Source organism: Planobispora rosea (genome assembly GCF_014648175.1).
GTDB classification, from domain to species: Bacteria; Actinomycetota; Actinomycetes; order Streptosporangiales; family Streptosporangiaceae; genus Planobispora; species Planobispora rosea.
On the sequence record NZ_BMQP01000019.1, the window covers coordinates 112,268 to 127,024 of the forward strand.

Annotated in this window: 8 protein-coding genes; all 8 read right to left on the reverse strand. The window is 74.1% G+C overall.

The genetic code is table 11. The annotated features are described in order from the left end of the window. Window positions 1-2 precede the first annotated feature (2 nt). A complete protein-coding gene (locus IEZ08_RS20295) occupies window positions 3-1,679 on the reverse strand; it encodes a sensor histidine kinase (RefSeq protein WP_189242681.1) in 1,677 nt (558 codons plus the stop codon). Between the two features lie 220 nt (window positions 1,680-1,899). Then, complete coding sequence (locus IEZ08_RS20300) at window positions 1,900-2,787, reverse strand: haloalkane dehalogenase (RefSeq protein WP_189242682.1); 888 nt, start codon at window positions 2,785-2,787, stop codon at window positions 1,900-1,902. 159 nt (window positions 2,788-2,946) lie between these two features. Continuing rightward, complete coding sequence (locus tag IEZ08_RS20305) at window positions 2,947-3,825, reverse strand: ABC transporter permease (RefSeq protein WP_068924283.1); 879 nt, start codon at window positions 3,823-3,825, stop codon at window positions 2,947-2,949. Next, complete coding sequence (locus IEZ08_RS20310) at window positions 3,818-4,663, reverse strand: ABC transporter ATP-binding protein (protein ID WP_203863422.1); 846 nt, start codon at window positions 4,661-4,663, stop codon at window positions 3,818-3,820. The genes IEZ08_RS20305 and IEZ08_RS20310 overlap by 8 nt, the downstream gene beginning before the upstream one ends. Next, window positions 4,660-5,940, reverse strand: coding sequence for a Zn-dependent hydrolase (locus tag IEZ08_RS20315; RefSeq protein ID WP_203863423.1), 1,281 nt, complete (start codon window positions 5,938-5,940; stop codon window positions 4,660-4,662). The genes IEZ08_RS20310 and IEZ08_RS20315 overlap by 4 nt, the downstream gene beginning before the upstream one ends. Beyond that, entirely contained in the window at window positions 5,937-6,929 is a 993-nt protein-coding gene (locus IEZ08_RS20320; RefSeq protein WP_084780282.1) for an ornithine carbamoyltransferase, read from the reverse strand. The genes IEZ08_RS20315 and IEZ08_RS20320 overlap by 4 nt, the downstream gene beginning before the upstream one ends. Next, window positions 6,916-14,208 (reverse strand): non-ribosomal peptide synthetase, encoded by a 7,293-nt coding sequence (locus IEZ08_RS20325; RefSeq protein WP_189242683.1) that lies wholly within the window; start codon window positions 14,206-14,208, stop codon window positions 6,916-6,918. The genes IEZ08_RS20320 and IEZ08_RS20325 overlap by 14 nt, the downstream gene beginning before the upstream one ends. Next, on the reverse strand, window positions 14,205-14,750 hold the full coding sequence (locus tag IEZ08_RS40775; RefSeq protein ID WP_444544059.1) for a phosphopantetheine-binding protein: 546 nt from the start codon (window positions 14,748-14,750) through the stop codon (window positions 14,205-14,207). The genes IEZ08_RS20325 and IEZ08_RS40775 overlap by 4 nt, the downstream gene beginning before the upstream one ends. Between the last annotated feature and the right edge of the window lie 7 nt (window positions 14,751-14,757).

The window sequence follows — 14,757 nt, forward strand, 5'->3', positions numbered from 1 at the left end:
CTTCAGGTGCCGGATCGCGGGCAGGGAAGAGTGAGGGTGAAGGTCGAGCCCTCTCCCGGGACGCTGCCGGCGGTGAGGGTGCCGCCGTGGGCCTCGGCGATGTCCTTGGCGATGGCCAGTCCCAATCCGATGCCCTGGATGGCCGCCTGGCGGGCGGCGGCGGTGCGGTAGAAACGGTCGAAGACATGCGGCAGCTCGTCGGCGCTGATCCCCATCCCCGAGTCGCTGACGGCGATCGCCACCGCGTCACCGGAGTGCGAGGCGTGCACGGTGATCGGGGTCCCGGTCGCGGAGAACTTGCCCGCGTTGGACAACAACGCGCTCACCGCGCGCACCAGCAGGCCGTGGTCGGCATGCAGGGTCGGCAGGCCGGCGTCGACGCGCGCCCGGACGGGATGTTCGCCGGAACGGGTCTCGGACTCCGCTTTACGCACCGCCTCGGCGATGACCTCCTGCACCGTCGTCGGAGCGGGAGTGATCTCCCGCGATCTGCCGATGGTGGCGTTGACCGTGAGGACGTCCTCGATCAGTTTCTGCAGCCGCACGGCGTTGTCGGTCACGGCCCGCATCATCCGGACGCGCCGCTCGGCCGGCAGCGCTTCGTCGTCGGTGGTGGTGAGGATTTCCAGGTAGCCGAGGATGCCCGCCAGCGGGGTGCTCAGCTCGTAGCCGATGGTGTCGATGAACACGCTCTTGGCGTGGTCCAGCTCCTCCAGGCGCGCCACGGTGGCCTGTTCCTGGGTGTAGGCCTGGCGCAGAGCCTGTTCGGCGCGGCGGCGGTCGGTGATGTCGTGCAGGAAGGCGTTGAAGGTCCAGACCCCGGCTTCCCGGGTGGCCCAGATGACCGTCTCGACCGGGAACTCGCTGCCGTCAGCGCGGATCGCGGCCACCTGCAGTCTGCGTCCCAGCGTCGACGATCGGCCGGTGGCCAGGAAGTTCTCCCGCTCCTGCCGGTAGAGGGCCCGATAGCGGACCGGCACGATCGTATGGCTCATGATCCTGCCGAGGGCCTCCCGGCGCGACAGTCCGAACATGCGCTCGGCGGCGGCGTTCCAGCCGATGATGCGTTCATCGGCATCGGTGGAGACGAATGCCTCGACCGAGGTTTCGATCACCTGCTCCAGCTGGCGTCTGACGGTCCGTGTCTCCTGGCGGGCGAGCCAGTGCTCGGCCATCCGGCCCATCTGGCGGCTCAGGCTGGCGAGGATCCGCAGCAGCGGCTCATCCGGGGCGAGCACCTCGGGACAGAAGAACTCCAGCACCACGGCCACGCCGTCACCGGTCGTCACCGGCACCGTCAGCGCCGCTCTGGCCTCCACCGCCGCGTCGTCATGGACATGCGCGAACAGCGGGTCGCCGGTGAGGTCGCGCGACCACAGCGGCCTGCCGGCGGCGACGGCCTGACCGGCGGCGCCGGTTCCCACCGGCAGGCTGGCCTGTGCCGTGGCCTCGCGCAGGTGCGGGAAGTGTTCGATGGATCCCGCCCAGACGCCGGAGGAGACGAGCGCGCCCTCGGGACCGTCGGGTACCCACAGATGGCCCAGCGGCCAGCCGATCATCTTCCGCACCGCGTGCAGCATCGCCTGGGCCGCTGAGCGCGGATCCTCGGTGATATCGAAGATCGCGGTGATGTCCTCCAGCAACGTCACCAGCGATTCTTCCCGCTCCTGGTCCGGCATGTGGTTCCTCGCCCCCGTCGGCCCCGGCGTCCGCCGTCGGCCGTTGACAACTGTTGTCCTACCCCGCATGACCGCAGGCAGCGCCACCCGCCGGGTCGCTCCGCTGTTCCTGTCCGGCCACGAGTCGCCGGGCCGCGTAGGCGCCGTTCCGGGAGGCGGCGGGTTGGCGGGAACGCGTTGGTGCAGTGCCGGGAGCGCGTTGGTCCAGTGCCGCGAGCTCTCAGTTCCGGACGAAGCGCACGATTTCGTGGCCGAGGCGCTCGCCTGCGTCCTCCTGCAGGAAGTGGCCGGCGCCCTCCAGCACCGGGTGGTCGATCCCCTGCGCGCCCGGCACGAGACTCTGGAACACCCCCGCCATGGGGCCGGTGATCGGGTCACGGTCGCTGAAGGCGACCAGGAAGGGCTTGCTCCAGGTGCGCAGGGCCTCCCAGGCCTCGCGGTTCGGCTGGGCCTCGACGTCGTCCGGCTCGGCGGGGACCAGGCCGGGCATGGCCCGGGGACCCGCCTTGTAGGTGTCGTCGGGGAAGGGCGCGTCGTAGGCGGCCAGCACCTCGGGTGGCAGCGTGCTCGTGCAGCCGGCCTGGATGCCGCGCGGCACGTCGAACGTCGCGCCCGCGTGGCGCACGGCCTCGCGGAAACGCAGCCAGGTCTGCGGCATCGGGAAGTCACCGGTCGGCAGGCCGGTGTTGGCGGCCACGATCCGCGCGTAGCGGCCGGGGTCGGCCACGGCCAGGCGCAGGCCGATGAGGCCGCCCCAGTCCTGGCCGACGAGCGTGACGTCCTTGAGGCCGAGGGCGTCGACGAACGCGGCCGTCCAGGCGATGTGGCGGGCGTAGGTGTGGTCGGCGACCGCGGCCGGTTTGTCGGAGCGGCCGAAGCCGATCATGTCGGGGGCCACGGCGCGGCAGCCGCCGTCCACCAGCACCCGGATGACGTGCCGGTACAGGAACGACCACGACGGCTCACCGTGCAGAAGCAGCACGACGGGGCCCTCGCCCTCGTCGACGCAGGCCATACGCGGGCCGTCGGGAAGATCGACGTAGCGCGGCGGGTAGGGGAAGTCGGGCAGGGCGGCGAAGCGCTCGTCGGGAGTGCGCAGCAGATCCATACGCGCATGCGTACCAGAACATCTGTCTGCGAGCCACCGCGAGGGCCCTCGAACGAGGCGCACCGGCGCCCCCTCCCGCGGATGGCCGTGGACGAGCCGGCCGCGGCCGATCGGCGGGGGCCCCGGGGGACCGGCTCACCCACCGCGAACCGCCGTGGATCACTTCGTACGGTTGTCCTTCCAGCGGAAGGTGAGCAGGCAGAGGACCAGGCCTCCGACGGTCCAGGCGGCGAGGACGAGGGCGACCCTGCCGAGTTCGTAGTCGCCGGTGAGCTCCAGGACGGCGGCCTCCTCGCCGAGGAAGACCGAGCGCATGCCCTGACAGAGCCACTTGAGGGGGAAGACGGCCGAGAGGTTGAGCAGCCAGTCGGGCAGGTCGGTGTGCGGGATGAACGCCCCGGAGACGAACTGCAGCACCACGAACGGCAGCGTGATGACGGCGGTCGCGCTGCGCGCCGAGCGGGGCACGCTGCTGGCGGCGATGCCGAGCATCGTCATGGAGGCCAGGCCCAGGACGAAGACCCAGACGAAGGTCAGCCACGGGCCGATCGCGGAGGGCAGCTCCAGGTCGAAGAAGGCGACACCGATGCCGAGCAGGATGGCGATCTGGATGACGGCCACGATGAACACGCTGCCCACCTTGCCGATGAAGTACGCGCTCGGCGGCATCGGGGTGGCGACCAGCCGCCGCAGGCCCCCCAGGTCACGCTCGACGGCGATCGAGATGCCGAGGTTCTGGAAGCTGACGGCCATGATGCCGGTGCCGATCAGCCCGGCCGCGTAGACCTGGGAGACCGTCACGTCGAGCCCGCGGTACCGGGTGGTGAAGATCGAGGCCAGGATGACCAGCATCACGACGGCGATGGAGAAGACGAAGGCGATCTGGTCCTTCTCGCGGAAGAACATCCGCGTCTCCAGACCGGTGCGCACCAGCCCGAGCCGCAGGGCGCGGCCCGGTTCGGCGCGGGCGAACCGGTCGGGCGCGGGTCGCGGCGGTCGCTCCTCCGTCACGGAGGGCAGGGTGACGCGTTCACTCATCGTCGGCTCCGATCAGCTTCAGGTAGACGTCTTCGAGGGTGGGCCGGGTGACGGTGAGCCCGGCGACCTCCCCCGACTCCGCGTACAGGTCGGCGACGGCCTTGGCCGGGGTGTCGGTCTCGATCGTGTGCAGGCCGTCCTCGCCCACCCACTGGACGGTGCTGACCGCGGTGGCCCGGCCGCCGAGCGTCTTGGGCGAGCCCTCAGCGACGATCTTCCCTCGGGCGATGACGGCGATCCGTCCGGCGAGCGTCTCGACCTCGTCCAGGTAGTGGCTGGTGAGCAGGATCGTGGTCCCCTCGGCGGCGAGTCCGCGGATGAGGTCGGCGAACCTGCGCCGGGCCTCGGGGTCGAGGCCCGTGGTCGGCTCGTCGAGGAACAGCAGGTCGGGATCTCCGATGATGCCGAGCGCGACGTCGAGCCTGCGCCGCTGGCCGCCGGACAGGGCGTGTACCCGCTTGCCCGCCTGCTCGGTCAGCTCGACCTGCTCCATGACCCGGCCGGGGTCGCGCGGGTGCCGGTAGTAGCGGGCGAAGTTCCCGATGATTTCGGCGACGGTCAGCTCGGGGGTGTCGGCGGTGCTCTGCCACACGACGCCGATCCGGTCCCGCCACGAGTTGGGCGCCTTCCCGGGGTCCATGCCGAGCACGTCGACCTCGCCCGAGTCGCGGGCGCGGTAGCCCTCCAGGATCTCCACGGTCGTCGTCTTGCCGGCGCCGTTCGGTCCCAGCAGACCGAACACCTCGCCCTGCTGGATGTCCAGGTCGATGCCGTCGACGGCGACGACGCCGCCGTAGCGTTTGCGCAGTCCTCTCACCCGCACAGCCGTCACGATCATTCTCCTCTCGCCAGGTCGGATGTCACGAGCCGCGTGCTTCTGCCGTACCACCAGGCGACCACCGTGTCGAGCAGCGCCTGGCACCCCAGGACGAGCTGGCGGTCGGGGGTGTGCTCGGCCGGGGCGTGGCTGACCCCGCCCGTGCTCGGCACGAAGAGCATGGCGGTGGGGACGTGCCTGCTGAGCACCCCGGCGTCGTGGCCGGCGAAGCTCACCAGGTTCGTCACCGGTACGCCGAGGCCGCGGCACGCACTGTCGAGCAGCCCGCACAGCCCCGGATCGAACCGGGACTCCGGCTTGCGCGACAGCGGCGTCACGGCGGCCGCGCACCGCTCGTCCCGCGCGACGGCCCCGGCGTGCCCGATCAGTCGTGCGGCGGCCAGGTCGAGGGCGGCACGGGTGGCCGCGCGGAACTCGACGACCAGGCGCGCCTCGCCGGGCACGACGTTCGGGGCGCCGGGCAGCACGTCGACGCAGCCCACGTTGGCCACCATGCCGGGATCGGTCGCGGCGGCGATGTCCCGGACGGCGACCAGGACGCGGGCGGCGGCCCGGGCGGCGTCGGCGCGCCGGGCCATCGGAGTCGTGCCCGCGTGGTTGGTCTCACCGGTGAGGACGACGGCGTGCCGGTCGATGCCGACGATGCCGTCGACCACGGCCAGGTCGATCCCGGCCTGCTCCATCCGGGGGCCCTGCTCGATGTGCGGTTCGAGGAAGGCGGCGACGTCGGTGATGTGGTCACCGGCGCAGAACGCGGTGGAGCCGACGAGTCCCCCCTCGGAGGTGGGGGAGGCGCCCTCCTCGTCCCAGAAGCTGACGATCTCCAGTGCGCGGGCGGCCGGGTGGTCGTTCTCGCGCAGGGTGCGCAGCGCTTCCAGCGCGGCCAGCACGCCGTACGCGCCGTCGAGGCGGCCCCCGCCGGGGACGGTGTCGGTGTGCGACCCGGCGAGCAGCCACGGGCCCGTGCCGCCGGGGGCCCGACCGAAGACGTTGCCGACGGTGTCGCGCCAGGTGAAGCAGCCCGCCCCGGCGATGCGCGCGCCCAGCCAGTCGCGGGCGGCCAGGTCGGCGGGCGATCCGGCCACCCGGTCGACGCCGCCGTCCGGCCGGGCGCCGATCGCCGCCAGCCGCGCGATGTCGGCGAGCAGCCGTTCGCCGCGCACGGCCATGCCGGGACCGGCACGGCCGTCGGGGCGGTCGTCGGGGCGGACCTCGGGGTGGGCCTCGAGGTGGGCCTCGGGGCGGACCTCGGGGCGGCCGGCGCCGCCCGCGGTCACCACCGGTCACCTCCCGCCGCCCGCTCCAGCACGGCCATGGCGCTGTACAGCTTGTTCTCCGCCTGCTCGAAGGCGACGCTGCGGGGACCGTCCAGCACCCCGGCGGTCACCTCCTCGCCCCTGTGGGCCGGCAGGTCGTGCAGGAAGAGGGCGTCCGGATAGCGGTCCATCAGCGTCTCGTTCACCTGGAAGGGCGCGAATGCCGCACGCCAGTCGGGGTCGGGCTTGGTGGTCCCGGTGGTCTGCCAGCGGGTGGTGTAGACGGCGTCGACCCGCTGCGGGAGCTGGGCCATGTCGTGCCGTTCGACGAGCAGGGCTCCGCTGGCGGCGCCGTACTCCTTGGCCTTGAGCGCGGTGGCGGGCGGCAGACCGTAGCCGGGGGGTGTGCGCAGGTGCAGCTCGGTACCCGGGTAGCGGGTGAGCGCGAGGGACAGCGCGGTGGCGGTGTTGTTGCCCTCGCCGACGTACAGGACGCGCAGGCCCGGGAGCGCGCCGAACCTGGCGCGCAGGGTGGTGAGGTCGGCGAGGGCCTGGGTGGGATGCTCCTCGGCGCTCATCGCGTTGACGACCGCCATCCGCCGCTGCGCGGCCAGCGCCGCCATCTCGGCGACGGGCCCGGCCGTCCGGACGACGAGGACGTCCAGCATGCCGCTGAGCACGCGGCCGGTGTCCTCGATCGTCTCGCCGGTGTTCAGCTGCAGGTCCCCGGGCCCGTAGGCGATCAGGCCGGCGCCGAGCCGGAGGGCGGCGCTGGAGAACGCCGTCCGGGTCCGGGTCGAGGTGCGGGTGAAGTAGACACCCGCGACCCGGCCGCGCAGGATGCCGGCGAGCGCCGGGTCACCGGCCCTCACCTCGGCGGCGATGGCGCAGCCGCGCTCCACGAGGCGGTCGAGGTCGGCGGCGGTGAGATCGGCGAGGGTCAGCAGGTGCCGGGCGGTCCCGGAATGGTGCCGCCCGGCACCCGCCGGGACACCGTCAGTGGACGTCATGGGTGATCACCTCGTTGGCGATGCGGGCGAGCGTGTCGACGTAGGGGGGGTTGAACACGCCGCGATGGGTACAGCCGAGGCGTCTGACGGTGAGCCCGCCGCCCGCCAGCTCCCGCCAGCGGGCGAGGTAGACCGGGTACGGCTGGTGGCCGGTGACGCTGTGCCGGCCTCCGGCGCAGTCGTCGCTGGCCACCAGGACGACGGGCACGGGCAGGGGGGCGAACCGGTAGGCGGCGGTCGCCCGGTCGAGCGCCCGCCACAGGCTGAGCTCGGCGCCGAGCGCCGCGAAGTCGTCCCGGGAGGCCGTGACGCCGAGGTCGGACAGCAGCCGCCGGGCGCGGTGGCCGGTCATCGCGCGCGCCAGCCGGTTCCCTCCCGGCTCGCGCAGCAGTGCTTCGAGCAGGTCGAAGGTCTCCTCACCGACGTCGCTGCCGGGGATGTCGGACATCGGGTCGGCCAGTGTGAGCCGGGCGGGCGGGCGGCCGAGCGCGGTCAGCCGGGCGGCCATCTCCCACGCGATCACGCTGCCCGACGACCAGGCGAACAGGTGGTGGCGCCGCGCCGGGGGCAGCTGAGCGACGTAGTGCCCGGCCAGCGTCCCGATGTCGTCCGCCGATTCCAGTCCCGGTACGGTGAACGCCGCCACCGGCGTCTCCATCCGTTCGGCCAGCGGGAGGTACCAGTGTGAGCTGCCCCCGGCCGGATGGACGGTGATCAGCGGCTCACGGGTGCCGCCGCGCAGCCAGAACAGTGACGCCTGATCGGTGCCCGCGGTGTCGATGCGGTGGCCGATCGCGCGTACGGTGCGGAGTTCGAGGATGTCGGCGGCGCGCAGCGGGAGGCCGCGTTCGGCGGCCAGGCCCACCACGCGGAGCATGAGCAGCGAGTGGCCGCCCAGGTCGAAGAAGTCGTCCTCGGCGTCGATCTCCTCCCGGCCGAACGCCGAACGCCAGATCTCGGCGATGCCGATCTCGGTCGGGGTGGCGGGCGGGCTGGGCTCGCGGGTGCGGGCGGGCGGCTCCGGCGGCGGCAGCGCGGCCCGGTCGAGTTTGCCTCCCGCGGTCACCGGCACGACGGCGATCTCCACGATCCGCCACGGCACCAGCGGCGCGGGCAGCCGTTCACGCAGCCACGCGAGCAGGTCGTCCTCGGCGAACGGCTGTCCTGCCGGTACGGCGTACGCCACCAGGCGGCCGTCCGAGGGGATCACCACGGCGTCGAGGACGGTCGGGTGGGCGGCCAGGACGGCGGCGGTCTCGCCGGGCTCCACGCGGTGGCCACGGATCTTGACCTGGTCGTCGACCCGGCCCAGGAGGTCGAGGTCGCCGGAGTCCAGGACGCGGCCGAGATCGCCGGAGCGGTACATGCGCGAGCCGGGCGGCCCGTAGGGGTCGGGGACGAACCGCTCGGCGGTGAGCGCGGGGCGGCCGCGGTAGCCGCGGGCCACGCCGGTGCCGGCGATCATGACCTCGCCGGGCACGCCGGCCGGCCTCGGTTCGAACCACCGGTCCAGGACGCGGACCTCGGCTCCGGGCATCGCCCGGCCGACCGGCACCCGCTCCCCCGGCGGGTCGCGCTGCGGGTCCACCGGGTGGACCGTGCAGGCGACGGTGGCCTCCGTGGGGCCGTACTCGTTGACGACCGTCGTGCCCGGGGCGACGGCCAGCCAGCGGCGGGCCAGCGCGGTCGTCAGGGTCTCGCCGCCGACGATCCAGGTTCCCGCCACGTCCCTGGCGGGCGGCGCGGCGTCCCGCGGCCAGGTGCGGGAGAGCACGTCCAGGTGGGACGGGGTCAGCTTGACGAAGCCGTACGGGCCGCCGTCCCCGATCAGCCGGCCGAGGTCGGCCGGGTCGGCGTGCTCGGGCAGCAGGTGGACGCGGCCACCGGTCATCAGCGGTGCGAACAGCGCGGTGACCGCGAGATCGTAGGCGGACGAGGCGAGCAGCGGCGAGCTGCCGCGCCCTGCGGCGTGCCGGAGATATCCGGACAGATTGCGGTGGGTGACCTCCACCCCCTTGGGGCGGCCGGTCGATCCCGAGGTGAAGACGACGTAGGCGAGGGTGTCGGGGTCGATCGAAGCGGGCCGGACGGCGGGCGCGTCCGTCCAGTCGGCCGGGGTGATCACGGTGACGTCCGGCGGCGCCGCACCGGGGATCTCGGGGAGGACGGGGGCGTCGGTGACGAGGATCGTGGCGCGGGCGTCGGCCAGCAGGCCGGTGATCCGGCGATCCGGCCAGGAGGGATCCAGCGGGAGGTAGGCGGCGCCGCTGTACCAGACGCCGAGCAACGTGATGATCAGCTCCGGCCCCCGGGCCAGCCGTACCCCGACGACCCGCTCCGGCCCGGCCCCCGCCTCGGCCAGCCGCCCGGCCGCCTGCCGCGCCAGCCGGTCGAGCCCTCCGAGGGTGAGGGGTGGACCGGCGCCGGTCACGGCCGCGGCGCCCGGCGCCTCCCCGGCCCGGGTCGCGATCGTCTCGGGCACCGGGAGCCGCTCCGGCGTCTCGGGTGCCGGGAGCCGCTGCGGTGAGGCGCCGCCGATGGGCAGGGCGAGGGCGTCGCCGATGGGCAGGGCGAGGGCGTCGCCGGCGGGGTCGGCGGCCATGGAGGCGATGACCAGGCGGTACATCTCGGCCAGGCGGGCGGCGGAGCGCCGGCTGACGACGCGGCGGTGGGTGGTCAGGGTGAGGGTGCCGCCGAGGGTGACGACCGTCAGCGGGAACTCGTTGTCCCCCTCGCCGATGCTCTCCATGAGGTCCACGACCTCGGTGTCCACGACGTGGAAGTCGAGGTAGTTGAAGAACGCGGGCAGCAGGTCCGCCCCGCCGCCCCAGCGCCGGCGCATCTCGGGCAGCGGGAAGCGCCGGTGCGGCCACAGCGCGACCTCGGTGGCGAAGACCTCCCGGACCAGGTCGCGCCAGGTGCTCGCACGCAGCTCGAACGGGAACGGCACCATGTTCAGGAACATCCCGGTCACCCGGTCGGCCCCGGCGGCCTCCGGGCGGGCGTCGCACAGCAGCCCGGTGTGGAAGGCCACGTCCCCGGTGAAGGCGCTGAGCACCTTCAGGTGCGCCGCCAGCAGCACGCTCTTGAGCGGCACCCCGGCGGCCGAGGCCAGCCGGAGCAGCCCTTCGTACGCGCCGAGGAGGTCGACGTGGATCCTGTCGATCTCGCCGGTCGCGGCGGGGTCGCCCCAGTCGTCCGGTACGGCCCAGCGCTCGTAGCGGCCGAGTACGTCCGCCCAGTACGCCTGGTCCTGCGGCGAGTCGAGCGCGGCCAGCTCGGCGGCCACGAAGTCGGCGTGCCGTACGGCGGCGGGGGCGGGGGCGGCGGGCCGGAGTCCGCGGGCGACGGCGCGGTAGTCGTCGACCAGCTCCATCAGGAGCCGGTGGTGGCTCCAGCCTTCGACGATGACGTGGTGGAGGGTCGTCCACAGCCGCCAGCGGTCGTCCGCCTCGATCTGGACGTGCAGGCGCATCAGCGGAGGCTCGGACAGGTCGAGGAACCGGTCGCGTTCGGCGGCCACCCGGCGGCCGACCGCCGCCGCGATCTCCTCCGGGGTGCGTCCCCGGAGGTCCTCGACCTCGATCGGGAGCTCGGCGTCGTGCCGGACGATCTGGATCGGGACCGAGTAGGAGGCCAGGTCGACGTAGGTGCGCAGGTTCTCGTGCCGCCGGACGGCCGCCGCGGCGGCCGCGCGCAGGGCGTCCTCGTCGAAGGGGCGGTCGTCCCGGACGACGAACGCGAAGACGTCGTGGTAGTAGCCCCGTTCCGGATGCAGGAGCGTCTGGTAGACCATTCCCGCCTGGATCTGCGACAGCGGGTAGGCGTCGGCCGTACCGGCCGGGAGCCTGGCCACGTCGTCGGCGGGCAGCAGCGCGAACGGCGCGACCGGCGGTGCCTGCTCGGCGGCCGGGCGCTCGTCGGCGAGCGCCGCCAGCCGGGCCGGCGTCCGGCGTTCGAACAGGTCCCGCACGCTCACGTCGAACCCGGCCGCCCGCAGGTCCCCCACGAGCGCGACCGCGCGCAACGAGTCTCCCCCCATCTCGAAGAAGTCCTCGTCGACGCCGACGCCCGCGCCGGATCCGGCACGTCCCAGGGCCCGGGACCAGCACTCGATCATCAGCGCCTCGGTCCGCGTCCGGGGGGCGCCCGCAGGCCCGGCCGGCGCCTCCACGGGGTCCGCGTCGGGCAGGGCCCGCCGGTCCGTCTTGCCGTTCGGCGTGAGGGGCAGCCCGTCCACCCGGACGCAGACGCCGGGAACCATGTACGCGGGCAGAGCCCTGGCGCAGTGCGCCCGCAGCCCGGCGGCGTCGAGCGCGGTGCCGGTGCCGTCCGTGGTCACGTACGCCACCAGGCGGCCGTCGCGGACGGTGACCGCCGCTTCGCGGACGGCGGGGTGGCGGGTCAGGACGGATTCGACCTCGCCGGGCTCGATGCGGTGGCCGCGCAGGGTGATCTGGTCGTCGAGCCGGCCGAGGAACTCCAGGGTGCCGTCGGCGCGGGATCTGGCCCGGTCGCCGGAGCGGTATGCGCGTGAGCCGGGCGGGCCGTACGGGTCGGGGACGAACCGCTCGGCGGTCAGGGCGGGACGGCCGAGATAACCGCGGGCGACGCCCCCGCCGCCGATGCGGATCTCCCCCGCGACGCCGGGCGGGGCCGGGTCGCCGTAGCAGTCGAAGACGACCGCGCTGAGGTCGTCCAGGGGGCGGCCGATGCGGCTGCCCTCCCCGTCCTCGACCGCTTCGACGCGGTGGGCCGTGGCGTGGACGGTGGTCTCGGTGATGCCGTACATGTTGACCAGTTCGGGGCCGTCCGGGCCGAACCGGTCGAACCACGGCGCGAGCGAGGCGGTGGCGAGGCGTTCGCCGCCGAAGACGACGAGGCGGAGCGCGAGCCCGGCCAGTCCGGGGTCGCCCCGCCCCGCGGCGGCCACCAGCCCGGAGAAGGCGGACGGCGTCTGGTTGAGCACGGTGACGCGTTCGGCGCACAGCAGGTCGAGGAACTCGTCCGGCGACCGCGAGACGTCGTGGGGGACGATGACGACCCGGCCGCCGGTCGCCAGCGCGCCCCAGATCTCCCACACCGAGAAGTCGAACGCGGCCGAGTGGAAGCACGTCCACACGTCATCCGCGCCGAACCGGAAGCCCTGCTCGGTCGCCGCGAGCAGCCGGGCCAGGTTCCGGTGCGTGACCGCGACCCCCTTCGGCCGCCCGGTCGATCCCGACGTGTAGATCACGTAGGCGAGCCCGTCCGGGCCGGTGTCCCGGGGCGGCGGCCCGGTCCGGCCCGTCGCCCGCCCTCCCGCCTCTTCCTCCCGCTCGCCGGTCAGCAGCAGCCGTACGCCGCCGGGCTCGCCGGCCGGGTCCGCGGCCACCTCCTCGAACCGTCCGGCCAGGCCGGCGTCCGTGATGAGGACGGCCGCGCCGGAGTCCGAGAGGATGTCGTGGAGGCGGGCGTCCGGGTGGGCCGGGTCGAGGGGGACGTAGGCGCCGCCCGCCTTCCAGACGGCCAGGTGCGCGGGCACGAGGCCGGGGCCGCGCGGCAGGCAGACGGCCACCCGCTGCTCCGGTCCCACCCCGGCCTCCCGCAGCCGCCACGCGAGCCGGTCGGCCTCCCGGTCGAGATCGGCGTATGTCAGCGTGACCCGGCCGCCGCCCGCCCCGGGCCCGGTCCCCGGTCCCGCGGGGGCTGCGTCGGTCCACGCGGTCAGGGCGACGTCGGCGGGGTGTGACCGGGCCCGGCGCTCCACCCGGTCGACGACCGGCTCCGCCCCCGCCCGAGCCTGCGGGGGGGCCGTCACCGGATCGTCCGGGCCGGTGAGGGCGAACGCCGAGATCGGGCGGGCGGGGCCGGCGGCCACCGCGTCCAGGACGCGGCGCAGGTGGACGACGAGACGTTCGGCCGTCTCGCGGTCGAACAGCGCGGTGGCGTAGTCGAGCACGCCGGACAGGCCGCCGGCCGCGGTCTCCTCGAAGTGCAGGTTGAGGTCGAACTTGGCGACCGCGCTGCGCGTCGTCAGCGTCTCGGCGGTCAGCACGCCGTAGTCGCCCTCGCCGGACTCCTCGTTGTGCAGGCCGAACATCACCTGGAAGAGCGGGTTGCGCGACATGTCGCGGTCGGGTTCGAGATCGTCGACGAGCCGTTCGAACGGCAGCTCCTGGTGGTCGAGCGCGTCGAGCACGGCCGTCCTGGTCTGGCCGAGCAGCGCGGCGAACGACGGGTCGCCGCGCCACGTCCCCCGGATGACCAGCGTGTTCACCGTGAACCCGATCATCCTTTCCAGCTCGGGCAGCGTGCGGCCGGCGACCGGGGTGCCGATCGCGATGTCCCGCTGGCCGGTGTAGCGCGACAGCAGCACCTGGAACGCGGTGAGCAGCACCATGAACAGGGTCGCCTGGTGGTCGCGGCCGGCCTGGCGCAGCCGTTCGGTGAGGCCGGGCGGCACGGTGAACTCCACCTTCGCGCCGGCCCAGTCCCGCACGGCGGGCCGCGGCCGGTCGGTGGGCAGGTCGAGGGCGGGCAGCCCGGCCAGCCGGGTGTGCCAGTAGGCCAGCTCGCGGTCGAGCAGCGGCCCGCCCGCGAGGCGTTCACGCTGCCAGACGGCGTAGTCGCCGTACTGGACGGGCAGCGGCGGCAGGGCGGCGGCCGGGTCGGGCTCGCCGAGGGCGTACCCCAGGTAGAGGGCGGGCCACTCCGCGTCGATGACACCGAGCGACCAGCCGTCGAAGGCGATGTGGTGGTAGACGGTGATCATGACGTGGTCGCCGGGGCCGAGGGTGCCGAGCCAGACGCGCACCGGCCACTCCCGGTCGAGTGCGAACGGCGTGCCGGCCTCGCGCTCGAAGACCTCCAGCGCCGCCGCGAGCCGCTCGTCCTCGGGCAGTCCGGTCAGGTCGGCCTCCCGTACGGCCAGGGGCGCCGCCTCGTCGACGACCTGCGCGGGGGTGCCGTCCACCACGACGTAGCGGGTCCGCAGGATCTCGTGCCGGGCCACCGTGGCGTCCCAGGCGCGCCGGACGGCGGCGGTGTCCAGGGCGCCGCGCAGCCGCATGGCCATCGGCACCAGGTACTCGGGGCTGTCCGGGTCGAGCTGGTGCAGCAGCCACAGCCGCAGCTGCCCGAAGGACAGCGGCAGCGGGCCCGACCGGTCGGCGGCGGGGATCCCCCGCCGTCGCCGCCTGGCGCCGGCGAGCCGCCGCCTGATCAGGTCCTCCCGCAACGCGGCGGTGTCCCGCGCGGGCCTCTCCGCGGCGGCGGGTCCGGGATCGGGGATGCTCATGCCCGATCCTCACCGTAGGCGAGCAGCTCGGCGTGGGTCATCTGCTGGATCTCGGCGCGCACGGCGGCCTCGACCGCGGCGGCGAGGGCGGCGACCGTCGGTCCGGCGAAGAACGTGCGGAAGGGGACGTCGACGTCGAAGCTGTCGCGGATGCCGCCGATCATCCGGATGGCGCTGACCGAGTCGCCTCCCGCAACGAAGAAGTCGTCGTGTACGCCGGGCGGGTCTCCGCCCAGGACCTCGGTCCACAGTTCGGCGACGATCTCCTCGGTCTCCGTTTCCGGGGCCCGGTACTCGGCGGCCCGGACGGGATCGGGGCCGGGCAGCGCGGCCGTGTCGAGCTTGCCGTGCGGAGTCAGCGGGAGGGCCTCCAGCGTGACGAACGCGGCGGGCACCATGTACTCGGGCAGTTTCCCCCTGCAGTGCGCGAGCAGTTCCTCGAAGGTCGCCTCCCCCACCGCGTACGCGACCAGCCGGACCCCGCCGGGCTGCTCGCGCGGCACGACGGCGGCGTCCCGGACCCGCGGGTGGTCGCGGAGCACGGCGGCG

Coding starts and splice junctions, on each gene's coding strand:
- IEZ08_RS20295 (WP_189242681.1), bottom strand. CDS start 1,679: ATGCCGGACCAGGAGCGGGAAGAATCGCTGGTGACGTTGCTGGAGGAC.
- IEZ08_RS20310 (WP_203863422.1), bottom strand. CDS start 4,663: ATGATCGTGACGGCTGTGCGGGTGAGAGGACTGCGCAAACGCTACGGC.
- IEZ08_RS20305 (WP_068924283.1), bottom strand. CDS start 3,825: ATGAGTGAACGCGTCACCCTGCCCTCCGTGACGGAGGAGCGACCGCCG.
- IEZ08_RS20300 (WP_189242682.1), bottom strand. CDS start 2,787: ATGGATCTGCTGCGCACTCCCGACGAGCGCTTCGCCGCCCTGCCCGAC.
- IEZ08_RS20320 (WP_084780282.1), bottom strand. CDS start 6,929: ATGACGTCCACTGACGGTGTCCCGGCGGGTGCCGGGCGGCACCATTCC.
- IEZ08_RS20325 (WP_189242683.1), bottom strand. CDS start 14,208: ATGAGCATCCCCGATCCCGGACCCGCCGCCGCGGAGAGGCCCGCGCGG.